25 protein-coding genes are annotated in these 25,989 nt (G+C 67.5%); 15 read left to right on the top strand and 10 right to left on the bottom strand.

Annotated features, from left to right (window positions below; translation table 11 throughout):
• The 5 genes from ACIRRA_RS06350 to ACIRRA_RS06330 all read left to right on the top strand — a co-directional run bounded on the left by ACIRRA_RS06350 (position 1) and on the right by ACIRRA_RS06330 (position 5,478).
• Complete coding sequence (locus ACIRRA_RS06350) at positions 1-624, top strand: pyridoxamine 5'-phosphate oxidase family protein (protein ID WP_402763895.1); 624 nt, start codon at positions 1-3, stop codon at positions 622-624.
• Positions 625-712: 88 nt separating this feature from the next.
• Positions 713-1,939, top strand: a complete 1,227-nt coding sequence (locus ACIRRA_RS06345; RefSeq protein ID WP_402764826.1) for a MurT ligase domain-containing protein — start codon at positions 713-715, stop codon at positions 1,937-1,939.
• A gap of 144 nt (positions 1,940-2,083) precedes the next feature.
• Complete coding sequence (locus ACIRRA_RS06340; protein WP_402763892.1) at positions 2,084-2,794, top strand: type 1 glutamine amidotransferase; 711 nt, start codon at positions 2,084-2,086, stop codon at positions 2,792-2,794.
• A gap of 158 nt (positions 2,795-2,952) precedes the next feature.
• Entirely contained in the window at positions 2,953-4,581 is a 1,629-nt protein-coding gene (locus ACIRRA_RS06335) for a GMC oxidoreductase (RefSeq protein WP_402763889.1), read from the top strand.
• Positions 4,582-4,689: 108 nt separating this feature from the next.
• A complete protein-coding gene (locus tag ACIRRA_RS06330; RefSeq protein WP_402763886.1) occupies positions 4,690-5,478 on the top strand; it encodes an ion transporter in 789 nt (262 codons plus the stop codon).
• Positions 5,479-5,506: 28 nt separating this feature from the next.
• Here ACIRRA_RS06330 and ACIRRA_RS06325 read toward each other — a convergent pair whose 3' ends face one another.
• The 4 genes from ACIRRA_RS06325 to ACIRRA_RS06310 all read right to left on the bottom strand — a co-directional run bounded on the left by ACIRRA_RS06325 (position 5,507) and on the right by ACIRRA_RS06310 (position 8,383).
• A complete protein-coding gene (locus ACIRRA_RS06325) occupies positions 5,507-6,715 on the bottom strand; it encodes a low temperature requirement protein A (protein WP_402763883.1) in 1,209 nt (402 codons plus the stop codon).
• Between the two features lie 91 nt (positions 6,716-6,806).
• Complete coding sequence (locus tag ACIRRA_RS06320) at positions 6,807-7,397, bottom strand: SRPBCC family protein (RefSeq protein WP_402763880.1); 591 nt, start codon at positions 7,395-7,397, stop codon at positions 6,807-6,809.
• Between the two features lie 193 nt (positions 7,398-7,590).
• A complete protein-coding gene (locus ACIRRA_RS06315; RefSeq protein WP_402763877.1) occupies positions 7,591-7,773 on the bottom strand; it encodes a DUF1918 domain-containing protein in 183 nt (60 codons plus the stop codon).
• Between the two features lie 31 nt (positions 7,774-7,804).
• Positions 7,805-8,383, bottom strand: a complete 579-nt coding sequence (locus ACIRRA_RS06310) for a TetR/AcrR family transcriptional regulator (protein ID WP_402763875.1) — start codon at positions 8,381-8,383, stop codon at positions 7,805-7,807.
• Between the two features lie 72 nt (positions 8,384-8,455).
• On the opposite strand from ACIRRA_RS06310, the gene ACIRRA_RS06305 reads away from it, so the two are divergent.
• On the top strand, positions 8,456-9,031 hold the full coding sequence (locus tag ACIRRA_RS06305) for a dihydrofolate reductase family protein (RefSeq protein ID WP_402763873.1): 576 nt from the start codon (positions 8,456-8,458) through the stop codon (positions 9,029-9,031).
• A 13-nt stretch (positions 9,032-9,044) separates the two neighbouring features.
• Here ACIRRA_RS06305 and ACIRRA_RS06300 read toward each other — a convergent pair whose 3' ends face one another.
• Positions 9,045-9,509, bottom strand: a complete 465-nt coding sequence (locus ACIRRA_RS06300; RefSeq protein WP_357000674.1) for a MarR family transcriptional regulator — start codon at positions 9,507-9,509, stop codon at positions 9,045-9,047.
• Positions 9,510-9,606: 97 nt separating this feature from the next.
• Here ACIRRA_RS06300 and ACIRRA_RS06295 point away from each other — a divergent pair, with 97 nt between their 5' ends.
• From ACIRRA_RS06295 to ACIRRA_RS06280, 4 genes are all read left to right on the top strand, one after another.
• Complete coding sequence (locus ACIRRA_RS06295) at positions 9,607-10,065, top strand: SgcJ/EcaC family oxidoreductase (RefSeq protein ID WP_402763870.1); 459 nt, start codon at positions 9,607-9,609, stop codon at positions 10,063-10,065.
• Between the two features lie 112 nt (positions 10,066-10,177).
• Positions 10,178-11,443, top strand: a complete 1,266-nt coding sequence (locus tag ACIRRA_RS06290; protein WP_402763867.1) for an aspartate kinase — start codon at positions 10,178-10,180, stop codon at positions 11,441-11,443.
• Positions 11,444-11,597: 154 nt separating this feature from the next.
• The gene (locus ACIRRA_RS06285; RefSeq protein ID WP_402763864.1) at positions 11,598-12,629 is read left to right on the top strand and encodes an aspartate-semialdehyde dehydrogenase; all 1,032 of its coding nucleotides are present in this window, start codon (positions 11,598-11,600) and stop codon (positions 12,627-12,629) included.
• Positions 12,630-13,379: 750 nt separating this feature from the next.
• Positions 13,380-14,630, top strand: a complete 1,251-nt coding sequence (locus ACIRRA_RS06280) for a helix-turn-helix domain-containing protein (protein WP_402763861.1) — start codon at positions 13,380-13,382, stop codon at positions 14,628-14,630.
• Between the two features lie 22 nt (positions 14,631-14,652).
• On the opposite strand, the gene ACIRRA_RS06275 is transcribed toward ACIRRA_RS06280, so the two are convergent.
• Positions 14,653-16,005, bottom strand: a complete 1,353-nt coding sequence (locus ACIRRA_RS06275; RefSeq protein ID WP_402763858.1) for a serine hydrolase domain-containing protein — start codon at positions 16,003-16,005, stop codon at positions 14,653-14,655.
• 298 nt (positions 16,006-16,303) lie between these two features.
• On the opposite strand from ACIRRA_RS06275, the gene ACIRRA_RS06270 reads away from it, so the two are divergent.
• The gene (locus tag ACIRRA_RS06270) at positions 16,304-17,758 is read left to right on the top strand and encodes a catalase (protein WP_402763855.1); all 1,455 of its coding nucleotides are present in this window, start codon (positions 16,304-16,306) and stop codon (positions 17,756-17,758) included.
• 151 nt (positions 17,759-17,909) lie between these two features.
• Positions 17,910-18,554, top strand: a complete 645-nt coding sequence (locus ACIRRA_RS06265) for a MerR family transcriptional regulator (RefSeq protein WP_402763853.1) — start codon at positions 17,910-17,912, stop codon at positions 18,552-18,554.
• Here the strand turns inward: ACIRRA_RS06265 and ACIRRA_RS06260 are convergent.
• Positions 18,526-19,125 carry a TetR/AcrR family transcriptional regulator gene (locus ACIRRA_RS06260; RefSeq protein WP_402763850.1) on the bottom strand — a complete coding sequence of 200 codons (600 nt, stop codon included), beginning with the start codon at positions 19,123-19,125 and terminating at the stop codon, positions 18,526-18,528. The two genes, ACIRRA_RS06265 and ACIRRA_RS06260, sit on opposite strands and share 29 nt — an antisense overlap.
• A gap of 117 nt (positions 19,126-19,242) precedes the next feature.
• On the opposite strand from ACIRRA_RS06260, the gene ACIRRA_RS06255 reads away from it, so the two are divergent.
• Together ACIRRA_RS06255 and ACIRRA_RS06250 are read left to right on the top strand one after the other, a co-directional pair.
• Positions 19,243-19,968: an SDR family oxidoreductase gene (locus ACIRRA_RS06255; RefSeq protein ID WP_354838942.1), complete on the top strand. Its 726-nt coding sequence runs from the start codon at positions 19,243-19,245 to the stop codon at positions 19,966-19,968.
• Positions 19,969-19,989: 21 nt separating this feature from the next.
• The gene (locus ACIRRA_RS06250; RefSeq protein WP_402763847.1) at positions 19,990-21,150 is read left to right on the top strand and encodes a low temperature requirement protein A; all 1,161 of its coding nucleotides are present in this window, start codon (positions 19,990-19,992) and stop codon (positions 21,148-21,150) included.
• An 18-nt stretch (positions 21,151-21,168) separates the two neighbouring features.
• Here ACIRRA_RS06250 and ACIRRA_RS06245 read toward each other — a convergent pair whose 3' ends face one another.
• Complete coding sequence (locus ACIRRA_RS06245; RefSeq protein WP_402763844.1) at positions 21,169-21,906, bottom strand: TetR/AcrR family transcriptional regulator; 738 nt, start codon at positions 21,904-21,906, stop codon at positions 21,169-21,171.
• 156 nt (positions 21,907-22,062) lie between these two features.
• Here ACIRRA_RS06245 and ACIRRA_RS06240 point away from each other — a divergent pair, with 156 nt between their 5' ends.
• The gene (locus ACIRRA_RS06240) at positions 22,063-23,601 is read left to right on the top strand and encodes an MFS transporter (RefSeq protein ID WP_402763841.1); all 1,539 of its coding nucleotides are present in this window, start codon (positions 22,063-22,065) and stop codon (positions 23,599-23,601) included.
• Positions 23,602-23,746: 145 nt separating this feature from the next.
• Here the strand turns inward: ACIRRA_RS06240 and ACIRRA_RS06235 are convergent, their stop codons facing one another.
• Both ACIRRA_RS06235 and ACIRRA_RS06230 read right to left on the bottom strand, forming a co-directional pair.
• Complete coding sequence (locus tag ACIRRA_RS06235; protein ID WP_402763838.1) at positions 23,747-24,772, bottom strand: phosphotransferase family protein; 1,026 nt, start codon at positions 24,770-24,772, stop codon at positions 23,747-23,749.
• A gap of 2 nt (positions 24,773-24,774) precedes the next feature.
• On the bottom strand, positions 24,775-25,890 hold the full coding sequence (locus ACIRRA_RS06230) for a hypothetical protein (protein WP_402763836.1): 1,116 nt from the start codon (positions 25,888-25,890) through the stop codon (positions 24,775-24,777).
• Between the last annotated feature and the right edge of the window lie 99 nt (positions 25,891-25,989).

The following is a 25,989-nucleotide window of genomic DNA, read 5'->3' as shown; positions in this document are numbered from 1 at the left end:
ATGAGCGAGATCACGGACCCGGTCGAACTGCGTGAACTACTGGGGGAGGTCGCGCCGCGGCCGCGGAACAAGGACCGGTACTCCCTGCATCACTGGGATCGGGAATGGATCGCCCGCTCACCGTTCGTGGTGCTGGCCACCAGCGACGCCGACGGCAACTGCGATGCCTCGCCGAAGGGTGATCCGGCGGGGTTCGTGCAGGTGCTGGACGACAAGACGATCGCCATTCCCGAGCGGCCCGGCAATCGCCGCGCTGACGGCTACCTCAATATCCTGAGCAATCCGCATGTCGGCGTGCTGTTCCTGATTCCGGGCCGCGGCGACACCCTGCGGATCAACGGCCGCGCCCGATTGGTCCGTGACGCACCGTATTTCGACGACATGGTGGTCAAGGGTCATCGCCCGATCCTGGCCATCGAGGTCGCCATCGAGCAGATCTTCTTCCACTGCTCCAAGGCGTTCATGCGCAGCGCGCTGTGGAAGCCGGAACAGTGGCCCGAGGACACGATGCCCGGCGTCGCGCGCCTGGTGAAGGATGTGCAGCCGGTCACCCCCGAGACCTTCGAGCAGCTCGAGGCGTACTACACGGGCGAGGCGTATCGAAAGATGCTCTACAACGGCTGATTGCGGCGTGTATCACGCCGTGGGCCCCGATGCCGCCTGCACGTCCCGCCCGCCATCCCCATAAACTCGCGTCGTGGCAGACATCTCGATGCGCGGACAGCTGGCGCTGCGGGCGGCGACGGCGGCGTCGTGGGCCTCGCGGCGGGCCGGGCGCGGCAACGGCTCGATGATCGGCGGGCTGATCGCGCTGAAGATCGATCCCTCCCTCATGACGCAGCTGGGTCGCGGCAAGCGCACGGTGCTGGTGACCGGCACCAATGGCAAGTCCACCACCACCCGCATGACCGCCGCGGCGCTGCAGACCCTCGGCCGGGTCGCCACCCAGGCCGACGGCGCGAACATGGACGCCGGGATCGTGGCCGCGCTCACCGCGCACCGCAGCGCGCCGCTGGCCGCCATCGAGGTGGACGAGCTGCATCTGCCGCATGTCGCCGACGCGCTGAACCCGTCCGTGGTGGTGCTGCTGAACCTCTCCCGGGACCAGCTGGACCGGGTCGGCGAGATCAATATGATCGAGCGCCGCCTGCGCGAGGGCATGGCGCGGCATCCCGCGGCCGTGCTCATCGCCAACTGCGACGACGTGCTGGTCACCTCCATCGCCTACGACCACCCGAATGTGGTGTGGGTGTCGGCCGGCAGCGGCTGGTCGGTGGACGCCACCAGCTGCCCGCGCAGCGGTGAACCCATCGTGTGGGAGGGCGAGCACTGGTACAGCACCGGCGCCGACTTCCAGCGGCCGGTGCCGCAGTGGCGGGTCGGCGAGCACACGCTTTCCGGGCCGGACGGCCTGGAAATCCCGCTCGCCCTTGCGCTTCCGGGGCGCGCCAATCGCGGCAACGCCGCGCAGGCGGTGGCCGCAGCCGTGGCGCTGGGCGCGGATCCGGACGCGGCCGCGGCCGCCGCGGGCACCGTGCGCGAGATCGCGGGCCGCTATCGCACCGTCGAGGTGGACGGCCGCCGCACCCGCATGCTGCTGGCCAAGAATCCGGCCGGCTGGCAGGAGGCGCTGTCCATGATCGATCCGGCCGCAACGGGTCTGGTGATCGCGGTCAACGGTCAGGTGCCCGACGGCGAGGACCTGTCCTGGCTGTGGGATGTCCGCTTCGAGCACTTCGAGGGCACACAGGTGGTGGCCGCCGGCGAGCGCGCCACCGATCTCGCGGTCCGGCTCACCTATGCCGGCGTCGAGCACATCACTGTCGCGGACCCCCTTGATGCCATCGCCTCCTGCCCGCCGGGACGGGTCGAGGTGCTGGCCAACTACACCGCGTTCCGCGACCTGAACCGCGACCTGGAGACGGGGACCCGCGCATGAACGGTCAGGCCCGGAGGCGGGAGCGAAGTGTAACCACGGAGGGCCCCGTTCAGGCACGAAAGGGCAGAGCATGAACGGTCAGGCCCGGAGGCGGGAGCGAAGTGTAACCACGGAGGGCCCCGTTCAGGCACGAGAGGGCAGAGCATGAGTGAATCGACCGTCCGTATCGGCCTGGTCCTGCCCGACGTCATGGGCACCTACGGCGACGGCGGCAATGCCGTGGTGCTGCGCCAGCGGCTGCGCATGCGCGGCTACGACGCCGAGATCATCGAAATCCCGCTCACCGAGCCGGTTCCCAACTCGCTGGACGTCTACACCCTGGGCGGCGCGGAGGACTCGGCCCAGCGCCTGGCCACCCGCCACCTGCAGCGCCACCCGGGCCTGCAGGAGGCCGCCGAACGCGGCGCTCCGGTGCTGGCCATCTGCGCCGCGATCCAGGTGCTCGGCCACTGGTACGAGACCTCCTCCGGGGAACGTGTGGACGGCGTCGGCCTTTTCGACGTCACCACCTCCCCGCAGGAGAAGCGCGCCATCGGCGAGGTGGCGACCCAGCCCCTCGTTCCGGGCCTCTCACAGCCCCTCACGGGCTTCGAGAACCACCGTGGCGGAACCAAACTCGGTGGCGACGCCAAACCGCTGGGGCGCGTCACCAAGGGCGTCGGCAACGGGGTGGGCGACGGCCTCGAGGGCGTCATCCAGGGTTCGGTGCTCGGCACCTATATGCACGGTCCGGCCCTCGCCCGTAACCCGGAGCTCGCCGACTATCTGCTGATCCGCGCCCTGGGCGTGGATTCGCTTCCGCCCCTGGATCTCCCGGAGGTCGACCGGCTCCGCCGCGAACGCCTCCGGGCCTGACAGCGTCTGCCTCCGCCCGGTCCCGCGATGCCGGTGAAGTGTGGAAACACCTAGCCAGACAGCCTATCTCGGTAGCGATCTCACAGCAACCTGTTGAGGCGTCGCCGGTCGGCCGGTAATCTCGCGCGCGGCCATGCGTGATCGAGGGAGGTGGCCGCTTGCGTAGGCGCGCCGTGTTGAAGGCTGCCGCTTTTGCGGCTCTGCTGGCAGGCGTCGGGACGGGTACTGCCGGTCGCGGTGCCGGCCCGGCTTCGGCCAATCCGTTGTGGAACGCGCTGTTCCAGGCGTGGGTACCGGAAATCTTTGCGCCGCTACCGGATCCGCCGGAGCACAGCGAGGCCATCGTCATCGGCTCCGGTTTCGGGGCTGCGGTGACCGCGCTGCGGCTGGCCGAGGCGGGCGTGCAGAACACCGTGCTCGAGCGCGGCTCGCGCTGGCCCAACGACCCGTGGCGAGAGATCTTCACCGGCGACGACCTGCCCGACGGGCGCGGCTTCTGGCATCGCACCGGCTTCACCGGCATCACCAAGGTACCCATGCCGTGCTCGGATTTCGGCGGCGTGCTGGACGTCACGGAGTACCCGGGCATCGACGTGTGGCGCGCCGCCGCGGTGGGTGGCGGGTCCATCGTGTTCAGCGGCGCCATGGTCGCGCCGCCGCGGTACCTGTTCGACCAGGTCTTCGGGGGCGTGGTGAACTACGACGAACTCGATTCGGTCTACTACCCGCGGGTCCGCCAGATGCTGCGACTGTCCACCATGCCGCCGGACGTGTACGCCTCCGTGCCCTTCACCCATTCGCGGGTATGGGATCAGCAGGTGCGGGCCGCGGGTTACGAACCGCAGGCCAATGATTCGATCTTCAACTGGGATGTCATCCGCGCCGAGCTGGCGGGTACCAGCCGGGCCTCGGCCACCGCTTCGCGCAGCAATCTCGGCAATTCCAATGGCGCCAAGTTCGATCTGAACCAGAACTACCTGCGCTACGCCGAGGGCACCGGCCGCTCGGCCATCTACCCGGGCCACCGGGTGGACGCCATCGGCCAGGACGGCAGCGGCAGGTACGTGGTCACGGTGACCAAGCTGGCCCCGACCGGTCAGGTGCTCGGCACCCGCACCCTCACCTGCGACCGCCTGTTCCTCGGCGCGGGCTCGGTGGGCACCTCCGAACTGCTGGTGCGTGCCCAGGCCACCGGCGCCCTGCCCAACCTCAACGAGTATGTGGGCGACGGCTGGGGCACCAATGGCGATGTGGTGCTGGCCCGCAGCGTCAGCTCGCTGTCCATGACCGGCGGTGGCGTGCCCAGTGCCAGCCGCATCTTCGACGACTCGGGTATGCCGCTGCACCTCGAAAGCTGGTATGTGCCGGGCATTCCGGTGGACACCGGCGCCATCGCCTCGCTCGGTATCACCCTGGATCCGACCCGGGCCCGGTTCGGCTACGACGCCGGCCGCAACGCGGTGGGGCTGAGCTGGCCCAGAGCGGCCCAGGATCAGGTGGTCGCGGCCTGCCGCGCGGTCGATCAACGGGTGGCGCAGGCCGACCACTCGCTGCTGAACTACACGCCGATCGGCTATGACGCGCAAGGCTTCTTCACCGCGCACCCGCTGGGCGGGGCGGTGCTGGGGCAGGCCACCGACGCCTACGGCCGCGTGATCGGGCATCCGGGCCTGTACGTCATGGACGGCGCCGGCATTCCGGGCAGCACCGCGACGGTGAACCCCTCGCTCACCATCACCGCTGTGGCGGAACGCAATATCGAGGCGATCATCAGGGCCGGGAGGTAGCCCGGCCGCGGCATGCACCGGGCCCGGCCGCCCGGCCCCTCGAAGCCCGCCTCACGGTCGTTTGCGCCGACTACGCTGGCGGGACCGTTCGATGAGGAAGGGGACGTCGTGATCGAGCTCGGCGATGCGGATGAGGATGAATTCCCCCGCAAGCCTCCCATCCTGTGGACCGATTTCGTCATGCTCGGGCTCGCGGTGGTCTCGGTGGCGCTCGTCACCTGGGTGACCTTCTTCCGGGTCTCCGATCACACCTACCGGACGATCCGCATCACGGACTACAGCATCTGCGCGGTGTTCCTCGCGGAATTCCTGTGGCGCTGGCGGCGTGAGGGCTGGAGCTGGACCTTTCCCTTCATCTACTGGTACGAGGTCCTCGGCATGGTCCCGGTGACCAGTCCGTTCTTCCGCGGTTTCCGGCTGCTGCGCATCGTGGTGATCGCGGTGCGGGTGGGCCGGGTGGCCGACCGCGCGTTCGGCGACCGGATCACCGCGGCCCTGGTGAACCGGTCCGTCGGCGCCATCGTCGAGGCCATCGAGCGCCCGATCACGGTGGCCGTGCTGGACGAGGTCGCCGAGGTGTTGCGGTGCGGCAAATACACCCGCAATATCGCGAATGCGCTGGAGGAGAACCGCTCCGAGATCGACCAGATGATCCTCGAGGTGATCCGCAATGATCCCCAGCTGGGGAGGGTGCGCTACGTCCCGTTCCATGAGGAGATGATTCGCGGCATCGCCGACGCCAGTTTCCGCGTCGTGCTGCAGGTGCTCGCCGATCCGCGCACCGACGAGCTGGTGGCGGATGCCCTGCGCGAGAACATCAATCAGATCCGCGAGGCCGTGCACTCGGGGGAGCGGGTGCCAGAGGCCATCGACAACCGGCTCGCCCCGCGTCCCTGAGCTGTCGCCGGCCGCGTGTCGGAGGGCCTCAGTCCAGCCCGTGCCGGATCAGATCGCGTGGCTGGGCGTAGCGCACCACCTCGAACACGATGAGCGCCAGCAGCACCGCACAGAGCATGCCCAGCGCGGCCAGCGCGGGCACCGTCGACGCCAGCGGGATCAGGGCCAGCAGCACCACCGCCGTCACCAGCCGCGGCACCAGCACCTTGCCGGTCGCGTAATGCCGGAACCCGACCAGGGCGATCAGATACGCGATCACACCGCCGTACAGCGCGAACAGCGGGATCCCGTGCAGCTCGTCGCTGAGCGAATGTCCTTGCGCCCCACCCACGTAGTTGAGCACCTTCTTCAAACCCAGTGCCATGGCCACGATTCCGGCGATCATCGGGAAGTGCCAGAAGGTGTAGCAGTTCCGCGCGATCTGGACGCGGCGCTCGCCGCCGGCGCGATGCATCGCGTGCTCCACGACCAACGCGGCCACATCGAAGTACGCCCACCACAGCAGGCCCGCCACCCCCAGGCCCAGCGTCGAGCCCAGGGTGATGGACCAGGAGATCGGCAGCCCGGCGACGCCGACGCCGATGGACACGATGGATTCGCCCAGCGCGATGATGACGATCAGCCCGTATCGTTCGGCGAAGTGCGAGGGCGAGTAGAGCCGCCACTCGTTGCCCGCGAAGAACGTCCAGCCCATGTCCCAGACCAGCGCCGCCAGCCACAGCACCAGCTGCGCGGTCCCGGTGGTGAGCGCGCCGGCCACCAGCAGCACGCTTGCCACGCTGAGTGAGCCTGCGGCCCAGCGGATCACCTGGCGGCGTAGCTGGGCGTCGTGGATGCTGGCCATCCAGAACACGGTCAGGTGCACCAGCCGGACGGCCAGGTACGCGATGACGAACACCAGCGGCCCGTACCAGCCGCCCGGCAGATCGTGGAAGGACTCCGGAATGGCGAGCGCGACGATGAACGCCGCGCCCATGGCCACGAACATGGCCACCCGGGCGATGCCCTCATCGGCCTTGACCACATTGCCGAGCCAGGAGTAGCCGATCCAGCCCCACCACAGCATGGCCAGGATGAGCAGTGCGCGCAGCAGGTTGACCGCGGTGGTCTCGTGCGCGGCGAAGTCGGTGACCATCGTGATGGCGAACACGATCACCAGGTCGAAGAACAGTTCCAGCTGCGTCACCGAGGCGTCCTCGGCGACGGGCATCATGCGGGTGTGAACGGGGCCGGGCATGAGGGATATCCTGCCCAATGCACGGCCCGAAAGGCAGTGCCGATCACGAGCGTTCGCTGTTCGCGATCAGCTGCGAGCGTTGGCGGCCGGCCTAGGCGGTGCCGAAGCCGGGCTCGAAATTGCGGCCGTAGTCCAGACGCTGCGCGTAGCCCGGCTGGGCGTACCCGGGCTGAGCCTGACCGGGCTGCTCGAAGGCGGCCGATTCGGTGTAGGGCGCATCCTCCACGTCGCCGAGTCCTTGGACACCGGTGACGGATTCGACGAATGCGATGAAGTTGCTGATCATCGCGTCGCCCTCGCGGCGGGCGCTGCGTTTGAGCAGCATGCCGGGCGCGGGAATCGGCAGGTAGACCTCGGAGTGGTACCAGACCTCGGTGGCGCCGTCCTCGGTTTCGCCGAGGTCGAACCAGCCCTTGCCGCCGGCACCGGCGCTGGATTCGGAAACCCGCCATTCCATGCGGTTCTCGGTGCAGGTGTACTCGACGACCTGCCGGTCGGGGCGGCCCATGAGATTGGCCGACACGTAGACGCGCTTGGGGCGGCCGCGCTTGTCGCGGGTGGCGACCCGGACGTCCTGATGGGAGGGGGACCAGTCGGGCATCTGCTCGACCATGAGCAACGCATCCATCACCTGTCCGGGATCGATGTCGATGACGAACCGGTGATCAGTCTTCGTTCTCATATCTACCCTTCCATCCGGGCACCGATTGTGACCAGGGTCGCTCGGAGAGTCAACTGTGCTACCCCTCGCTTCTGACCGACTGGTCGGTCTGGTAAGTCCCGATTTCCCTGCTGGCAGGGCTATCCGATCGCGCCGGGGCGTGATTGGAAAATCTTGGGCTAATGCGGCCGAAACGGGTTGTGACCGGGTGTCGTCAGCCCGGCTGCACCACCGAGTCCGGACCCGGGAACACCAGGCTCGTACGGCCGTCGGCAAACCGCACCACGTAGGGCGGTTCACCTTCCGCGCCGCGCACTTCGACGATTTCCGCGGTGTGATCGGGGAGTCCGACATTGCGCCCATGGATGACCAGATGATCACCGACACTTGCTCGCATACTTGGGATTATTCGCCGGTGGTGATGCTCGTCACAAGGCCGGAATGGCACGGTCGACCGCCATGCGCACCAGCCGCGCCGCCTCCTCGTCGGTAAAGATGTCCGGCAGTGTGAGTCTTTCGACGATCAGCCAGTTCAGGGCCAGGTAGAGCAGCGTCACCGAGTCGGCGTCGCCGGGCAGGCCGGAGTCCAGATGGTTGCGGACATTGAAATCGAGGTCCGCGCGCACCCGCTCGGCGAGGATCGCCTGCAGCTCCGGGCGGCGGGTGGCCTCCAGTCGCAGTTCCAGCAGGGCGAGGTAGCCGGTGCGGAACCCGGTGATGCGGGTGATGGTTTCCGCCATCAGTTCCGCGATGGTCTCGCGGGTGCGCGGGCCGGTGAAGAGATGGTCCATCGTCTCCTTGCTGGGTTGTAGCCGCTCGTAGAAGCGGTGTCCGGCCTGGACCAGGAGTTCGTCGCGATTGGAGAAGTAGTTCGAGGCCGTGCCCGCGGGCACCCGGGCCTCCTTGTCGACCGCGCGGAAGGTGAGTCCGCGTGCGCCGTCGCGGGCCAGGATCTCGATGGCCGCGTCGATCAGGGCATTGCGTCGTTCCGGATTCGTCCTAACCATTGACACCACTCCATATGTAGTACTACGTTAGTAATCACTACGGACATAGTACTACGAACAAGGCGGCAATTGATGCGAAAGCTCGTCTACTACGTGGCGGTCTCCCTCGACGGCTACATCGCCGGTCCGCAGGGGGAGTACGACTTCTATCCGATCGGCGACGACATGATGGCCTGGTTCAACGAGGCCATGCCGGAGACGGTCCCGACCCACATTCGCGAACTGGTCGGCCTGCCAGTCGATACGCCGAACCGGCAGATCGACACGGTCCTCATGGGACGCGGCAGTTATGAACCCGGCCTGGCTGCCGGAACCGACAGCCCGTACAACCACCTGAAGCAGTACGTCTTCTCGACCACCCTCGCGCCGGTCGGCAATCCGCAGGTGGAGATCGTCTCGGGCGATCCGGTCGAACTGGTCCGGCGCCTGAAAAAGGAAGAGGGCCTGGACATCTGGCTCTGCGGCGGCGCGAATCTGGCCGGGCAGCTGATCGACGAGATCGATCGGTTGATCCTCAAGAGCTACCCGGTCATCGCGGGTGCGGGCCTGCCCATGATCGTCGGCAACTTCAGCCCGGCCCGGTTCGAGGTCACCCAGCGCCGGGAATTCGGCAACGGCACCCAGGTCACCTGGCTCGACCGGGCCTGAGTCCCGGTCCTGCTCAACCGCTTTCGCGGATCCGCGTGGTGACGTCCATCGAGGTCTCGTGCAGCCGGTTGAAGATCTCGAGCAGTAGCTCCAACTGCTCGTCCGAATAATCGAGGGCGATCTTGGCGAATTCCGTCGCCAGGAGCTCGTAGTGCGGTGCGATCTCGTCGATGCGGTCGTCCAGGGCGGTGATGATCACCCGCCGCCGATCTTTCGAATCGTGTTCGCGCCGAACGAATCCGCCCTTCAGTAACCGGTCGATCATCCGGGTGATGGCCCCGGTGGTGAGGCCGGTGCGCTGGGCCAGTTCGCCGGCGGTGGCGGGTCCGCCGATGCGCAGCATATTGAGACAGCGCAGGTCGGTGACGTGCAGGCCGAGCTTGTCGGCCATGGCCCCGTGCAGCATCACGGCGTCGGTGGCGCTGCGCTGGGCGGCGAAGGTGAGGGCGGCGCCCAGCTCGTCGTGTTTCTCGCTCATCCCTTGACAGCTTAGTCTCACTCGGACAATATCTGAATGAGTCAACTACTTCTCAAATCAGTTGATGACTCGTTCAGATATCTTCGGGAGGGATGTCATGACTGTTCAGCAGATCACCGACGAAGCCGCCGTTCGCGCGCTGTTCGACCGCTCGAATCGGGCGTGGGCGGACGGGGATGCCGCCGCCTACGCCGAGGTATTCACACCGGACGCCGACTACGTCACCTGGTTCGGCGCCCGGCTGCGCGGGCGCGAGGCGATCCGGGCCTCGCACGAACCGCTGTTCGCGAAGTACATGAAGGGCACCCACCTCGACGGTGAGATCACCGATCTGCGGTTCGTCACCCCGGATGTCGCGGTCGTGCACGGCCGCGGCGCGGTGGTGAAGGGCAAGCGCCGCCGGAACCGCTTCAACACCAAGGTGAACGTGTACGTCGCGGTGCGGCGTGACGGCGAGTGGGGCTTCGTCGCCTTCCACAACACCAAGTACCGCTGGCTGTTCAACACCCTTGTCGCCAAGCAGGATCCGGGCGTGCGGATGTCGGCGCCGGAATAGCTGCCGGGTGACTGGAATACGCGGACGGGAGGTAGGACGAAAAGTCGTGGACCTGGGCCGGTAGTCTTGTGGGTCGGTAGCAGCAGTTTGTCGATCTTGGAGGATTTCCGCCGTGGCTCTAGTCGTCCAGAAGTACGGAGGATCCTCGGTCGCCACCGCCGAGCGCATCCGTCGGGTCGCTGAGCGGATCATCGAGACCAAGAAGCTGGGCCACGATGTGGTCGTCGTGTGTTCCGCCATGGGCGACACCACCGACGAGCTCCTCGATCTGGCCCAGCAGGTCGCGCCCGCCGCCCCGCCCCGCGAGATGGACATGCTCCTCACCTCCGGTGAGCGCATCTCCAATGCGTTGGTCGCCATGGCCATTCACTCCCTCGGCGCCGAGGCTCGTTCGTTCACCGGCTCGCAGGCCGGTGTCATCACCACCGGCACGCACGGCAATGCCAAGATCATCGACGTGGCCCCGGGCCGGGTGCAGCAGGCGCTCGGTCAGGGCACCATCGTGCTGGTCGCGGGCTTCCAGGGCGTGAGCCAGGACAGCAAGGACGTGACCACGCTGGGCCGCGGTGGTTCCGATACCACCGCCGTCGCACTGGCCGCCGCGCTCAACGCCGATGTCTGCGAGATCTACACCGATGTGGACGGCGTCTTCTCCGCCGACCCGCGCATCGTCTCCGACGCCCAGAAGCTCGACACCGTCTCCTACGAGGAGATGCTGGAGATGGCCGCCTGCGGCTCGAAAGTTCTCATGCTGCGTTGCGTCGAGTACGCGCGCCGCTACAACGTGCCCGTGCACGTGCGGTCCTCGTACACCGACAAGACGGGCACCATGATTACCGGATCGATGGAGGACATCCCCTTGGAGCAAGCAATCCTCACGGGCGTCGCGCACGACCGCAGCGAGGCCAAGGTGACCGTGGTCGGCATTCCGGACGAGCCGGGCTACGCCGCCAAGGTGTTCCGCGCGGTCGCCGATGCCGAGATCAATATCGACATGGTGCTGCAGAACATCTCCAAGGTGGAGACGGGTAAGACCGACATCACCTTCACCCTGCCCAAGCTGGAGGGCCCGCGTGCCGTCGAGCTGCTCACCAAGCGGCAGGGCGAGATCGGTTTCTCCCAGGTCGTGTACGACGACCACATCGGCAAGGTGTCGCTGGTCGGCGCGGGCATGAAGTCGCACCCGGGCGTGACCGCCACCTTCTGCGAGTCGCTGGCCGAGGCCGGCATCAACATCGACCTCATCTCCACTTCGGAGATCCGGATCTCGGTGCTGGTCAAGGACACCGACCTGGACGAGGCCGTGAAGGTGCTGCACTCGGCGTTCGATCTGGGCGGCGACGAGGTCGCGGTCGTGCACGGCGGAACGGGACGCTGACTTGATCGGGTCAAGCGCGGAGGCGGCAGCGCAGCGTAACCACGTAGCGCTCCCGATCAAGTCGAAAGGACGCTGACTTGATCGGGTCAAGCGCGGAGGCGGCAGCGCAGCGTAACCACGTAGCGCTCCCGATCAAGTCGAAAGGACACAGCCCATGGGTGTGCGTGTAGGGGTCGTCGGCGCGACCGGTCAGGTTGGCGCGGTCATGCGAAAGCTGCTGGAGGAGCGCAACTTCCCGGCCGACGAGGTGCGGTTCTTCGCGTCCGCGCGCTCGGCGGGCAAGACGCTGCCGTTCCGCGGCAAGGACATCGTGGTCGAGGACACCGAGACTGCCGACCCGAGCGGCCTGGACATCGCGCTGTTCTCGGCCGGTGCCACCATGTCCCGGGTGCAGGCCCCGCGCTTCGCGGCCGCCGGTGTCACCGTCATCGACAACTCTTCGGCCTGGCGCAAGGATCCCGAGGTGCCGCTGGTCGTCTCCGAGGTGAACCCGGAGGCCACCCGCAACCTGGTCAAGGGCATCATCGCCAACCCGAACTGCACCACCATGGCCGCCATGCCGGTGCTCAAGGTGCTGCACGACGAGGCCGGACTGCAGCGGCTGATCGTGTCCAGCTACCAGGCGGTGTCGGGCTCCGGCCTGGCCGGTGTCGAGGAACTGGCCTCGCAGGTGCGCGCCGTCATCGGCGACGCCGAGAAGCTGGTGCACGACGGTTCGGCGGTGCAGTTCCCGGCCCCGAACAAGTACGTGGCCCCCATCGCCTTCGACGTGATCCCGCTGGCTGGTTCGCTGGTGGACGACGGCAGCGGCGAGACCGACGAGGACCAGAAGCTGCGCAACGAGTCCCGCAAGATCCTGGGTCTGCCGGATCTGCTGGTGAGCGGCACGTGTGTGCGCGTCCCGGTCTTCACCGGCCACTCGCTGTCGATCAATGCCGAGTTCGCGCAGCCGCTTTCGGTGGAGCGCGCCGAGGAGCTGCTGGCGAAGGCGCCGGGTGTGAAGCTCACCGACGTCCCCACCCCGCTGGCCGCCGCCGGTATCGACGAGTCGCTGGTGGGCCGTATCCGCCAGGATCCGGGTGTGCCGGACGGCCGCGGTCTGGCGCTGTTCATCTCCGGCGACAACCTGCGTAAGGGCGCCGCGCTCAACACGATTCAGATCGCGGAAGTTCTTTTGAACAACTGATCAGATCTATCCGTTACGGACCGTGCACAAGAAAGTGCACGGTCCGTTTTCGGATATTGTCCGAGTGTCAATGCGATAGGCTGCCTGGAGTCGGTCAATCCGCCCAAAGTTCGGCACAGGGGAGCGGCGGTAGTCGATCGGTCGGGAGCACGTCGATGGTGACTTCTATGCGATGCGGGCGTAAATGCGCAGCGAGGCGTTCGGCAATTGCGCGCTCCGCGCGGTAATCCAAGATCATTCCTCCGGGAAACCGCAGGCGCACATGGACTTCATCGGTTTTCGGCGCGGCTGTCATCGGGGTACTGCCCGATGCGCGGCTGGTTGACCTTTCATCGAGCGCGAGTTCCGGATACCCTCGCGTTCGAGGCGCGCGGTGATGCTTTGCACCGTCGCCCCGTCGGCAGTGGAGGAATACTTGGCGGCAGCAAGGGCGCACGCCGCGAACCACATTGCCGCGCTGCCGATTCCGGCTCCGAGTAGGAAGAAGAGAAGTTCGCGGGGCATGACCACCTCTTGTCGTCCGTTTGGTTCGACGGGTCCTCTTCAAACGTTAAACACAGAAAAATTGCGGTGCAATAAGAAAAATCCATGTTCCATACTGTGCGTCGTAAGCTCGGTCGGTCTGGAATCCTTGTCGGCAGATCCCCCTCTGGATGGAAAGGGTGGAAGGAGAAGGGCATGGTAGACATCGGCGAAACAAGCGGGCGGTGACGGCCGGGAAAGCCGATCAGGCAGAAGGAGTTTGACCCGGTGGCCGAAAGTACCCTTGGGGCACGGGTAGCGGAGTTGCGCCGGCGGCGGGGACTATCGCAGAAAGAGTTGGGAGCGGCGATTCGGCGCTCGGAAAGCTGGGTGTCGCAGGTCGAGCGAGACGTGCTGCCTGTTGAGCGACTGTCCGTTCTGCAAAGACTGGCGGACGTGCTCGGAGTGGCGGTACGCGATCTGCGTCCCGAAGCGGCCGAACCGATGGCCGCCGACCGCGGTGACGGGCATCGGCCCGGCTCGGCGGTGTTCGAGCAGCTGCGGCTGCTGCTCACCGGGCATCCCGCCCTGGAACAGCTCTTCGGAGACGAGGCCGATCGCAGTCTCGAGCTGAGTACTGCGGCCGCGAAACTGCCGGAGCTGCAACAGCGAGTGGACCTGGCCTGGCAGCTGGCGCACGAATCCCGGCTGGTCGAGGTGGGCAGCAGTCTGCTGGAACTGATTCCGGATCTCGAGCACGCCGCGCGGGCGGATGCCACGCGGCGGCCGGAGGTGCTGACCCTGCTTTCGCGCGCCTATCAGGTGGCCGCGACCGCGTTCACCCGCCAGGAAGAGGTCGACGCGGCGTGGGTCGCGGCCGATCGCGCACTGTCCGCGGCCGAAGAATCCGGTGACGCGCTGAGCGTGGTGGCCGGAACCTATCGCATGGCACAGGCATTCCTGCGTCTGCAACGCCTGGAACAGGCCGAGCAGGCGGCGCGAGTGTCGGTGGCCGCGCTGGCCGCGCAGGTGGCGGCCGAGCAGCCTCGGCCGGAAGTGCTGTCGCTCTACGGATCTCTGCAGCTCATGCTGGCGGTGATCGCGGCGACGGACGGGAATCGCACGGCCGCCCGCACCGGGCTGGCAGCGGCGCGCGCCGCCGCCGACCGGCTGGGCGAGGGCCGCAACGATTTCGACACCGAGTTCGGTCCGACCGGGGTCGCCGTGCACGCGGTGGCCGTGGCGGTCGAACTGGGTGACGCCGGCGAGGCGCTCGATACCGCGCGCACCGTCGACGCCTCGATCCTGTCTCCGGAGCGGCAGGCGCGCTTCCTGGTCGACGTGGCCCGCGCGCACGCACAGCGGCGGCAGGCAAGTGAGGCCTTGGAAGCGTTGCTCAATGCCGAGCGACTGACCCCAGAACTGGTGCACACCGATCATCGCGCCCGCGAAGTGGTGCGGGATCTGCTGCAGTTCGCCGGTCGCCGACCGGCCGACGAATTACGGGGGCTGGCGGGCCGCGCCGCGGTCACCCCCTGAACGAACCAGGGGTGGCGGCCGGTCAGCGAATTCCCGGTGTGCGCGGGTCGGGTCCGACGCATGCCAGCAGCAGGCAGCCCGGCGGCGTGTCACTGAACGGCGCCGAGAGGGGGAGGTCGAGACAGGACACCACGGTGCAGTCCGGATAGGAGTCAGCGCCGAGGCCGAAGACGGCCAGCGCGATATCGGTGTCGACATAGGAGCGGTAGTCGACCGAGAGCGGTGCCTCCACATAGGGGCCGGGATCCGGAATCGGGTTGTCCCGCAAGGCCGCCAGCAGCCGGCGGAAGAATTCGTGCGACGGCTCGCCGCCGTATTGGAGGATGCCGCTCAGGCCCTGTGTGGTGTGGACGCCGAAGACGCCGGTCCACACCACCATCAGATCCAGGCTGGGCACCACGAAGACGTGCTGCAGGCCAAATCCGGACATGGAATAGGTGTCGGCGGGCAGGAATTCGGGATTCTCCGCGCATCCGGGACCGGTCCAGAACAGGTATCCGTAGCAGGGGTTGGTATCCGACGGGGTGATGGCCCGATTCAGGTAGTCGGCGGAAATGATGGCGCGCCCGTTCCATTGCCCGTGTTCGGCGACCAGCATGCCCAGCCGCGCCAGATCGGCGGGCGGGATGTACAGGTGCGCGTAACCATAGGTGTGGCCGGACCGATCCCGCGCCCAGTAGTAGTCGCCGCGCTGAATTCCGATGGGCCCGAACAGTTCCCGCTGCGCGAATTGCTGTAGCGGCTCGCCGACGGCCGATTCGATCACATACGACAGCAGATCCACAGTGCGCTGGCTGTATTGGAAGGTCGTGCCCGGCGGCGAGTCGAACGGCACGCCCAGCGCCTGGACCGCACTGAACTGATCGATCGGGACAATGCCGGTAATCCCCTCGGTGATAGCACCGACACGCAGACCCGAGGTCTCCTGGAGCAGATTCCGCACCGTGATGGCGCGATGCGCGGCATCGCCGAGGCCCGGCGGGAGATAGCGGTCCAGGGGTGCGTCGATATCGAGTTTTCCTTGATCCCAGGCAATTCCGGCGAGCAGGGAGACGATGCTCTTGGTGACGCTCCAGACATTCCACGGCACCGAATCGGTCCGGGTATTCCCCGGTCCGGTGCCGATCAGGCAGTTGTGCCGGAAGACCTGGACGTTCAATCGGTTTCGGGAGGCCGCGAAGTCGAGAGCGGCGGTCAGCAGGCGGGAATCCACCCCGGTGTCCTCGGGTGCGGCGCGCTGGAATTCGCGCCCTTCGGGCGCACCGCAGTGTGCCGGCCCGGGCGCCGCCGCCGCGACACCGCCGCCCACGATCACGCTGCCTGCCGTCGATACCGCCGCTATCGCGCCGGCCAACCCCCTGCGCATGCGCCACATGCGGCTCAGGCTAGCCCGGAAAGTTGAAGCCGACGCCCAACAAGCGCCTCTCGGCGAGTGGTCGCTCGTAGCGACGAAGGGTGCGGCCCGGGGCTGTTCCGACGCCGGCAAGGGGGATCAACCCGGCCTCCACCGGATCTATTCCGGGGCGGGCACTGTGATCTGGGCAACGGTCCCGCGACAACTCTTCGCTCGATATTTGCCAAACCTGCGCGGATGGACCGTATACACCTTTGTTTACTTACCGCCTTGCCCAGTTTTCTTGACTAGTTCCAGAAAACTCGGCACGCTCGAAAACATGACCAAGGCGACCACCACCAATACCGGCGCCCCGGTGCCCAGCGACAACGAATCGCTCACCGCGGGCACACAGGGCCCGATCCTGCTGCACGATCACTATCTGATCGAGAAGCTCGCCCACTTCAACCGGGAGCGGGTGCCCGAGCGCGTGGTGCACGCCAAGGGTTCGGGAGCGTTCGGCGAACTGGTGGTTACCGGCGATGTCAGCCGCTACACCAAGGCCGCGTTGTTTCAGCCGGGCACCCGCACCGAGTCGCTGGTGCGTTTCTCCACCGTCGCCGGTGAGCAGGGCAGCCCCGACACCTGGCGCGACCCGCGCGGCTTCGCGGTGAAGTTCTACACCACCGAGGGCAACTACGACATCGTCGGCAACAACACCCCGGTGTTCTTCATCAAGGACCCGATCAAGTTCCCCGACTTCATCCACTCGCAGAAGCGCCTGCCCGGGTCCGGCCTGCGCGACGCGAACATGCAGTGGGACTTCTGGACCCTGCGTCCGGAGACCGCCCACCAGGTCACCTGGCTCATGGGCGACCGCGGCATCCCGGCCACCCTGCGCCACATGGACGGCTTCGGCTCGCACACCTACCAGTGGATCAACGAGGCCGGCGAGCGCTTCTGGGTGAAGTACCACTTCAAGACCGACCAGGGCATCAAGAATCTGACCCAGACCGAGGCCGACGAGCTCGCCGGTAAGGACGCCGACTTCCACCGTCGCGACCTGTACCAGGCCATCGAGCGCGGCGATTTCCCGAGCTGGACCCTGAAGGTCCAGATCATGCCGGTCGCCGAGGCGGACAACTACCGCTTCAACCCGTTCGACCTGACCAAGGTCTGGTCGCAGCAGGACTACCCGCTCATCGAGGTCGGCCGCTGGACCCTGAACCGCAACCCCGCGAACTTCTTCGTGGATATCGAACAGGCCGCCTTCGCGCCCTCGAATGTGGTTCCCGGCATTGCCTTCTCGCCCGACAAGATGCTGCTGGGCCGCGTCTTCGCCTACGCCGATGCGCACCGCTACCGCATCGGCGCGAACCACGAGCAGTTGCCGCCGAACCGGGCCAAGGCCGCGCCGGTGAACTCCTACTCGCAGGACGGCGCCATGCGCTTCGCGCACAATGCCGCCAGCGTTCCGGTGTACGCGCCCAACTCCTTCGGCGGCCCGCACGCCGATCCGGCGCGCGCCATCGACGACGGCGCCTGGGCGTTCGACCCGACCATGGTCCGGGCCGGCTACATCCAGCACCGCGAGGACAATGACTTCGCGCAGGCCGGCACCCTGGTCCGCGAGGTCATGAACGACGCCGAGCGGGATCGCCTGGTGGGCAATGTGGTCGGCCACATCCTGGGCGGTGTGCGCGAGCCGATTCTGAGCCGTGTCTTCGACTACTGGAAGAGTGTCGACGCCGAGCTCGGCAAGCGCATCGAGATCGGCGTCCGCGAGCAGCTCTGACCCGACTCCCCGGACCCCACACGAGGCCCGCGCCGCGAATTGTGGCGCGGGCCTTCGCTGTGCCCGCGTAGCGGATAGCTCGGCTGTCTATAACGCGGCTATCTATGATGGTGGGTCGGTGGGCAAGCCCGCGCGGTGACGAGGAGGTCCGATGCGAATCGGGGAGCTGAGCAAGGCCAGTGGCGTGTCCACCCCGACGATCAAGTACTACCTGCGGGAAGGCCTGCTGCCCAAGGGCGAGGCGACCGGCCACAATCAGGCGCAGTACGACGACGCGCATCTGCGCCGCCTGCGGCTGATCCGGGCGCTCATCGAGGTCGGCGGGCTCTCCATCGCGTCGGCGCGCGAGGTGATCGCGGCTCTGGACGATCCGGATCTCGGCACCCACAAGATCCTCGGCGTCGCCCAGCACACGGCCGCCCGCAGCATCGCCTTCTGTGACGAGGAATCACGCACTGCCGCCGACGCCGAGGTGGGGGCCATGCTCGATCGCCTGGGCTGGCGCGTCGGCCGTGACAATCCGGCGGTGTCGGCCGCCGCCGAGGTGGTCGGCGCGCTCCGCCAGCTCGGCCACGGCGATATCGCGGACCGCCTCGACGACTACGCCCGCGCCCTGGCGCCGATCGCCGAATTGGATATGGCCGTCCTGACCTCGCGCGGCGGTATCGACAGCATGGCCGAGACGGTCGTGGTCGGAAACGTCCTCGGTGACGAGCTCATCGCCGCGCTGCGGCATCTGGCGCAGACGGATCGCTCGGCCGAATTCTTCAGCGGCCGGCCAGCATCGAGTCGGTGAGCCGTTCGGCGAGGGCGTCGTCCAGGGGCGCGTGGCCGAGGATGAAGCGGTACCAGAACACCCCGTAGAACTGGTCGACCAGCAGATCGAGATCGGCGTCGGCGGGCAGTTCGCCGCGCTGCCGCCCGCGCTCGAGCACGGCCCGCACCGCTGCCCGGCGCTGGGCGGTGAAGGTCCGCAACAGCTCCGCGAGATGCGGGTCGTGCGCCGCCTCGCGCACCAGCGTGCGCAGTGCGGGTGCGGTCGAACTGCTCTGCGCGCCACGGAAAGTCGCTTCCATGAGGGTGCGCAGATCAGTGCGCAGCGAGCCGCTGTCCGGCGGCGGCACCTCGAGCGCCGACCGCTCGGTGAGCGCGTCCAGCAGGACCGCGCCCTTGGATGGCCACCATCGGTACACGGTCTGCTTCCCGACGCCGGCCGCCCGCGCGATGGCGTCGATGGTGACCGGGGCGCCGGCCGATTCGCCGAGCAGCCGCAGCGAGGCGTCGAGGATGGCCTGCCGGGTGGCTTCGTTGCGCCGTCGCCCGGTGTGCGGCCGCGCCGGATTGGGCTGTGCCGCGGTGCTTTCCATGATCACCTCCTGTGACTCAGCTCACTACTTTGTCGAGACTAAAAGTCTCGTCAACAGTGTTGTCGAGACTGTCAGTTCCGTAAGAATAGACGGGCAGCGACAGAGAGGTTTCCGACAATGACCACAACACCGCGCGTCGTCGTCATGGGTGGCAGCTCCGGCATCGGCGAGGCCACCGCCACCGCCTTCGCCGCCGACGGCGCCGAGGTCGTCATCACCGGCCGCGGCCGGGACAAGCTCGACGCGGCTGTCGCGCGCATCGGCGGCAAGACCACCGGCTACGCCCTGGACGCCACCAGCCAGGCCGATATCGACGCCTTCTTCGCCCAGGCCGGGACCATCGATCACCTGGTCATCTCGGTGAGCGGCTCGGCCGGCAGCGGTCCCTTCGCCGACCTCGATCTGGACCAGCTGGCCGCCGGCTTCGACGGCAAGTTCTGGCCGCAGGTGCGCATCCTGAAAGCCGCGCTCCCGCACCTGGATTCGCAGGGCTCGGTCACCCTGGTGACCGCGGGCTCGTCCCGCTCGGCCTTCCCCGGCACCGCGGGCCTGGCCGCCATCAACGGCGCGCTCGACGCCATGGTGCCGCCGCTCGCCGTCGAACTCGCCCCGCTACGCATCAATGCCGTCTCCCCGGGCGTCATCGACACCCCGTGGTGGGACCGGGTTCCCGAGGCGCAGCGCACCGCCCTGTTCGACGGCCTGGTGGCGACCACCCCGGTCGGCCGCGTCGGCCGCCCCGAGGACATCGCCCGCGCCATCCACATGCTGGCCACCAACGGATTCATCACCGGCGTCGTGCTCGACGCCAATGGCGGCACCAGTCTCGCGACGGGTCGCTGACCGGCCAGTAGTTTGGTCGGCATGCTCGAAAGCTCCGCCGCCGCACCGGAAACCACCACACCGCGCCGGGCCACCTGGTTCGAATGCTTCGGGGATCTGGTGTTCGCCGCGGCGGTCGGCCAGATCACGCATCGGGTGGGCGCGCACCCCGATGCCGGATCGGTGGCCGCGGCGGCCGGACTGTTCGTGCCGCTGTGGTGGGCGTGGGTCCTGTACGCGGTGCACGCCAATCGGGCCGATCGGGATACCGCGGCCCACCGCTTGCTCACCAGTTTCGGGCTGACCGGCATCGTCGGCATGGCGGTGTTCGCGGGCGCGGTCGGCCAGAGCCGGGGCGTGGACGCGGGATTCGTCCTCGCGTACCTGGTGGCCCGGGCCGGTGTCGCCCTGCTGTACGCCTGGGATTCCCGGCGGAATCCGGCACTGCGGGCCGTATTCCGTTCGTTCACACTGGGTTCGGCCGTGAGCGCGGTGGGTTGGGTGGGCGGCCTCGCCTTCGACGCCGGCCCGCTGCGTTATGGCGCCTGGACGCTGGCCATGCTCGTGGAGCTGGCCCTGCCGCTGGTGGCGACCCGGCGGCTGGCCGGCGTCGAGCAGGAGACCGACCATCTGCGAGAACGCTTCGGGCTCTTCACCATTGTGATCCTGGGCGAGTCGGTGCTCGGCTTCACCAATGGCCTGGCGGCGGTGCACACCGCGGGCTGGGCGGCGGTGACCGCGGCCGCCGCGTTCGCGCTCACCGTGGGCCTGTGGTGGTCGTATTTCAATGGCAGCGGTATGCGCCCGGGTTCGCACACCGAGCTGGCGCGCACCGGAAAACTGCTGCACCTCTATACCTTCGGGCACCTGCCGCTGCTGCTCGGCCTGGCCTTGACCGGGGCATCCATGGGCATCGCCGTGACCGGCGGCAACGCGCATTCGAATGCCACCGCCGTTGACTGTGTCGTCGGCGGCGTGATCGTGTACCTGGGGTCGGTAGCGCTGACCCGGGCCGCCTTCACCGGAATTCGCGAGAGCGTCGTGGTGATCCGCCTGCTCACCGCCGTGCTGGTGGCGGGGCTGCTGCCGATCGCGACCCGCATTCCGGTGGCGGGATTGCTCAGCGCGCTGGCCGGATTGGTGATCGGCTCGGTGGTGGTAGAGACTCCAGCCCAGCGGCGCCGGCTGGCGACGTTGGGCTGAATCGCCGGTCGTCGCCGCTCATTTGGCGCGGTCGCGCCGAAACTCCAGTCCGTCCAGGATGAGTCCGAGCTCGGAGTCGAAGAAGTCGCTCCTGGACTGCGTGGGGTCGAGTTCCCGGTAGACGCCGTACCGTTTGGCGACGTGGGGGTAACCGCGTACCGCCTGTTCGGACACGGCCATCATCTTGGCGAACCATTCCTGTTCACTGAGCCCGCTGCGGGAGACGCTGGTGAGCATGGCGGTTTCGGTGCCGGCGGAGCCGAGGACGAAGGCCCAGAAGGCATTCGAGGCCCGGTCCGCCTCCCCGTCGTCGAAGCCCGCCGCTTCGAGGGTCGCGAGCATGGCGTTCGACAGGCGCATGAGATTGGGGCCGAGGTAGGCGAGTCCGGCGCCGGTGATGGCGGTGCTCATCCAGGGGTGGCGCAGGACGGTATCGCGCACATCGCGACCCAGAGCGAGTAGATCGGCGCGCCAATTCTCCGGTGCGATGGTGGCGGGCTCGTGGACCTCGCCGAACGCCTCATCGATCACCAGTTCCAGGATCTCGTCCTTGTTCGTGACATGCGTGTAGAGCGAGGTGGCTCCGGCATTGAGGCGGGTGCCGAGCTTGCGCATGCTGAGCGCGTCGTAGCCCTCGGTATCGAGCAGCGCGAGAGCTTCGGACACGATCTGTTCCCGGCTCAGCGCGGGCTGATCCCGCCGCTGTCGCTGCGGGCGGGTCCACACCGACGAGAACTCCTGTGCCTTGGCCGCCATGGCTCTTCCTCCTTTGTCTGCGGAACAGCATAACCCCAGCTAGAACGCCGTTCGTTCGACCGTACACCGTTCCTTCTTGCGAACAGTGTACGGAGACCGTACAGTGTTCGACAACGCTGCACAGTGTGCGGGAGAGCTTCTCGAAGGGGAACCGAAATGACTGCCGACAAAATGACCGAGGCGCTGACATCGCCTGCGGCCCAGCGCAACCCGAAGCGCTGGCTGATTCTCGTCGTGCTCTGCCTGGCCACGCTGGTGCTGGTGATCGACAATATGGTCCTCACCGTGGCGCTGCCGGAGATCGCGATCGACCTGCACGCCGGGTCCCAGGCCCTGCAGTGGGTGATCGACTCCTACATCCTGGTCTTCGCGGGCCTGCTGCTCACCACCGGCAGCCTGTCGGACCGCTTCGGCCGCAGGCTGGTGATGGTGCTCGGGCTGGCGCTCTTCGGCGCGGCCTCGCTCATCGCGGCCTACGCGACCAGCGCGGGGATGCTCATCTCCGGCCGCGTGATCATGGCGGTCGGCGGCGCGCTCATCATGCCGAGCACGCTGTCCATCCTGATCACCGTGTTCGACGAGGACGAGCGGCCCAGGGCGATCGCCGCGTGGACCGGTGTGTCCGTGCTGGGCATGGTCGGCGGCCCGGTGCTGGGCGGCGTGCTGCTGAACCACTTCTGGTGGGGTTCGGTCTTCCTGCTGAACGTGCCGATCGCGGCACTGGCCATCACGGCCGCCTTCGCCCTGATGCCGGAATCCAAGGGCCCCGCCCGTCCGATCGATCTGCCGGGCATGGTGCTCTCGATCGTCGGCACGGTGTCGCTGGTGTGGTCCATCATCGAGTTCCCCGCCAAGGGTCTCAGCGGTACCTGGGTGACCCTGGTGCTGGCGGTTGTCGTGCTGGTGGCCTTCGTGATTCGGGAACTGAAGGCCGAGCACCCGATGGTTCCGCTGCAGCTGTTCCGCAACCGGGTCTTCACCGGATCCAGCTTCTCGCTGGTGCTGGCCACCTTCGCCAATGCCGGCCTGACCCTGGTGCTGACCCAGTACCTGCAGTTCGTGCTCGGCTACTCGCCCATCAAGACGGCTCTTGCCTTCACGCCGTTCGCGCTGACCGCGCTGGTGTTCAACGGCCTGGGTGCCGGTCTGGTGCAGAAGCTGGGCGTGCGGCCCGTCGCCCTGGTCGGCATGCTGGTGCTGGCCGGCGGCTTCGGCGCCCTGGCCGCGCTGACCTCCGACTCCGGCTTCTGGCTGCCGGCCCTGGCCATGTCGCTGGTCGGCGCCGGTGCGGGCCTGGCCATGCCGGCCGCCGTCGGTGCGTTGATGGGCGCCATCCCGCCGGAGCAGGCGGGTGTGGGTTCGGCGCTGAACGACACCATCCAGCAGACCGGTGGCGCGCTCGGTGTGGCGGTGCTCGGCGCGGTGCTGGCCGGTACCTACACCGATGGCATGCCCGGGGATGCCCCGGCGGCGGCCCGGGAGGGCATCGCCGGCGCCTTCGCCACCGGTGACGGCACCCTGGTGGCCGCGGCCCGCGACGCCTTCACCGACGCCATGTCGAACACCTTCCTGGCCGGTGGCGCGGCGGTGCTGGCCGCCACGGTGGTCGCCTTCTTCTTGATGAAGGGCGCGAAGCCGGCTGCACCGGAAGGTGTTTCGCCCGAGTCCGAGGCCGCGATGGTCGAGGCCCGCTGAGCACAATCCGAAGGGCACACCGCGCCCCCGGCGAATCGCCGGGGGCGCGGTGCTCTTTGTCGCCGATCGACCGCGCGGAGCCGAAGGGCGGGAATCGGTTTCGCCCCGACAGCGCCGGCAGGGCGAAACACGCGAGGACTATCGGTCAGCCGAGCAGCTGCTCGATCCGGCTGGTGCAGAACCCGGTGATGTTCATCTCCGGCGGCAGTCGGACCCGATGCGACATGCGCAGCAGCGGAATCGACAGCAGCGCCGCAGAGAAGATCTCCTGGTAGCCGATATTGCGCACGGTAGTTCCGGTGCGCTTCTCGTAATAGGCGATGGTCTCCTCGCGCGACGGGGTGCCGGGCAGAGGGGGATGGCCCTCATATTCGCTGCAGGCCCAGTCCAGGAACAGCAGCCACGCGAGATCCGACTCGGGCGCGCCGAGGTGCGCGATCTCCCAGTCCAGTACGCCGCGAACCTGGAAGTGGTTGTCGTAGAGGATGTTCGACATGCGAGCGTCACCCCAGCACAGGCTGACCTGCTCCGGCTCGTAGACGTTCTCCCGCAGATACGCGATGGCGCGCCGATAGGTCTCCGGCGGATTGCCTTCACAGGCCCAGTTCAGCGCGGCGTCGAGATAGTTCACACCCTGCTCGATGACTCCGGTTCCGTATTGTGGGAGGGCGAGGAAGCTCAATCGCAGTGCGCGCCAGTCCAGCTGGTTGATGTCCGCGATGGTGTCCACGCACCCCCACCACATGCGGGCCCGCTGTTCGGGCGTGGCCTCGAAGTAGTTTCCGGCCGTGTGATACGACGGATAATCGCTCGGCGCTCGGCCTTCCAGCCGGTTCATGACGAAATACGGACTGCCGAGGGAATTGTCGCCGCGGTCCAGCCAGGCGACGGTCGGCACCGGGATTCCGGTCTCGGCAAGGCGCTGCATGACCAGAACCTGCCGCAGCAGGTCGTAGTCCGGGAACAGCGACATGTCGGGCGGCCGCCGCAGGACCAGCGGCACGGTGCCGAAATTGTCCTCGACCTCGAAAAGGTAGGTCTCGGTGGCGAATCCGCGTTCGGTGCGGGCCAGATTGCGAACCTGCGCGGTGCCCGAGCCCGGGAAGTGTGCGCGCACCAGGGGGCCCAGGGCCTCGCCCAGGTGCTCGGCGGGAATTCGGGTGGTGCTCACCGTCAGTATCCCTCGTACCCGTACCGCGTATTGCGACCCAGGAACACCATTTCGACCAGCCCGTAGCCGACCTTGCCCTCGGTCTCGACGCGGCAGAAGGTCTCGCTGAGCATGCTGGCCTGTTTCAGATCGGCCGTGTCGGTGAGGTCGACGGTCATGCCCTCGCTCCAGTTCTCACCGCGCCACAGACCCGACGCGTACCCGCGATAGAAGTCGTATCCGGCGATGCCGGGCCAGAAGTCGGAGACCGGGGTGATGGAGAATTCGCGATTGCGCCCGTCGGCCGAGCGCACGGTGAAGCTGCCGCCGCTGACGATGCGGAAGTCGTCGCGGAAGCTCAGCGCGTGGTCGGTGGTCACGATCGGCGTGGGCTGCTTGCCGGAGTCCAGGGGCGGCAGCACCGTGCCCTCGAAGTGCCAGCGCTGTCCGTCTGCGGTCTCGCGCTGTGCGAAGTGCACCAGCTCGTCCTCGAACTGGAAGATGCCCATGTAGTAGAGGACGCCGTCGGGGATCTCACCGGGCTGCAGGCCCTCGCCCTCGCCGAGGCTGCCGCCGCCACCGCCGTGCCGGGTGCCCCAGGAGTGGTCGCGACCGAACCACCAGGTCTCCGGGTCGATCTCGTAGCGCTTGCCCTCGACCTCGATCCAGCCGGAGATGCGGCCGTTCTGGTAGTAGCGCCGGGCGTCCTCGCGGACCCGGCCGCGGGTGCGGAAGAACGCGGGTTCCTGCTCGTAGGCGGGGAACTGGCCCTGGAAGTCGAGGCGCAGCCGCACGCCGTGCTCGTTGTCGCCGAGGGTGGCGCGCACCTCGCGCAGCGGTTCGAGGATCTCGTACTTGAACGGCCCGACGGTCCAGTCGGCGATGCCGTCGTACTTTCCGCCGATCTCGCGGGACAGCCGGACCACGTGGGCGGTCTTGTTGCCGATGGTGACCATGGCATACGCGTCGAGCACGTTGCGGTTGGGGTAGCGCGCCATGCCGGTCATCACGCTGATCTCGCCGGTGGTGTCGAACCCGTACATCACGACGCGTTCGGTCCAGCGCAGATCGCTCTGCTGGACGTGGTCGAAGGTGGTGGGGAGCTGGTGGGCGAGCAGTTCGTCCTGGGGCGTCAGCATCGACGTGCCTCTCGCAGTGGGTGGCCTGGGCCACACTGAATTAGAATACGGTGCGTAGCGTATTCCAAATATGACGAGAATGTAACCTGTTCCAGAAAA

The organism is Nocardia sp. NPDC101769 (genome assembly GCF_044766925.1).
Classification (GTDB): domain Bacteria; phylum Actinomycetota; class Actinomycetes; order Mycobacteriales; family Mycobacteriaceae; genus Nocardia.
Note: the sequence above shows the minus strand (reverse complement) of the source record. Positions and strands in the feature narration are given on the sequence as shown.

Bases quoted from the DNA above. Each gene is read 5' to 3' on its own strand.
- ACIRRA_RS06305 (WP_402763873.1), top strand. From the start codon at position 8,456: ATGCGAAAGCTCGTCTACTACGTGGCGGTCTCCCTCGACGGCTACATC.
- ACIRRA_RS06255 (WP_354838942.1), top strand. From the start codon at position 19,243: ATGACCACAACACCGCGCGTCGTCGTCATGGGTGGCAGCTCCGGCATC.
- ACIRRA_RS06240 (WP_402763841.1), top strand. From the start codon at position 22,063: ATGACTGCCGACAAAATGACCGAGGCGCTGACATCGCCTGCGGCCCAG.
- ACIRRA_RS06275 (WP_402763858.1), bottom strand. From the start codon at position 16,005: ATGTGGCGCATGCGCAGGGGGTTGGCCGGCGCGATAGCGGCGGTATCG.
- ACIRRA_RS06230 (WP_402763836.1), bottom strand. From the start codon at position 25,890: ATGCTGACGCCCCAGGACGAACTGCTCGCCCACCAGCTCCCCACCACC.
- ACIRRA_RS06310 (WP_402763875.1), bottom strand. From the start codon at position 8,383: ATGGTTAGGACGAATCCGGAACGACGCAATGCCCTGATCGACGCGGCC.
- ACIRRA_RS06260 (WP_402763850.1), bottom strand. From the start codon at position 19,125: ATGGAAAGCACCGCGGCACAGCCCAATCCGGCGCGGCCGCACACCGGG.
- ACIRRA_RS06285 (WP_402763864.1), top strand. From the start codon at position 11,598: ATGGGTGTGCGTGTAGGGGTCGTCGGCGCGACCGGTCAGGTTGGCGCG.
- ACIRRA_RS06265 (WP_402763853.1), top strand. From the start codon at position 17,910: ATGCGAATCGGGGAGCTGAGCAAGGCCAGTGGCGTGTCCACCCCGACG.
- ACIRRA_RS06300 (WP_357000674.1), bottom strand. From the start codon at position 9,509: ATGAGCGAGAAACACGACGAGCTGGGCGCCGCCCTCACCTTCGCCGCC.
- ACIRRA_RS06295 (WP_402763870.1), top strand. From the start codon at position 9,607: ATGACTGTTCAGCAGATCACCGACGAAGCCGCCGTTCGCGCGCTGTTC.
- ACIRRA_RS06315 (WP_402763877.1), bottom strand. From the start codon at position 7,773: ATGCGAGCAAGTGTCGGTGATCATCTGGTCATCCATGGGCGCAATGTC.
- ACIRRA_RS06245 (WP_402763844.1), bottom strand. From the start codon at position 21,906: ATGGCGGCCAAGGCACAGGAGTTCTCGTCGGTGTGGACCCGCCCGCAG.
- ACIRRA_RS06350 (WP_402763895.1), top strand. From the start codon at position 1: ATGAGCGAGATCACGGACCCGGTCGAACTGCGTGAACTACTGGGGGAG.
- ACIRRA_RS06320 (WP_402763880.1), bottom strand. From the start codon at position 7,397: ATGAGAACGAAGACTGATCACCGGTTCGTCATCGACATCGATCCCGGA.
- ACIRRA_RS06270 (WP_402763855.1), top strand. From the start codon at position 16,304: ATGACCAAGGCGACCACCACCAATACCGGCGCCCCGGTGCCCAGCGAC.
- ACIRRA_RS06325 (WP_402763883.1), bottom strand. From the start codon at position 6,715: ATGCCCGGCCCCGTTCACACCCGCATGATGCCCGTCGCCGAGGACGCC.
- ACIRRA_RS06340 (WP_402763892.1), top strand. From the start codon at position 2,084: ATGAGTGAATCGACCGTCCGTATCGGCCTGGTCCTGCCCGACGTCATG.
- ACIRRA_RS06250 (WP_402763847.1), top strand. From the start codon at position 19,990: ATGCTCGAAAGCTCCGCCGCCGCACCGGAAACCACCACACCGCGCCGG.
- ACIRRA_RS06345 (WP_402764826.1), top strand. From the start codon at position 713: ATGCGCGGACAGCTGGCGCTGCGGGCGGCGACGGCGGCGTCGTGGGCC.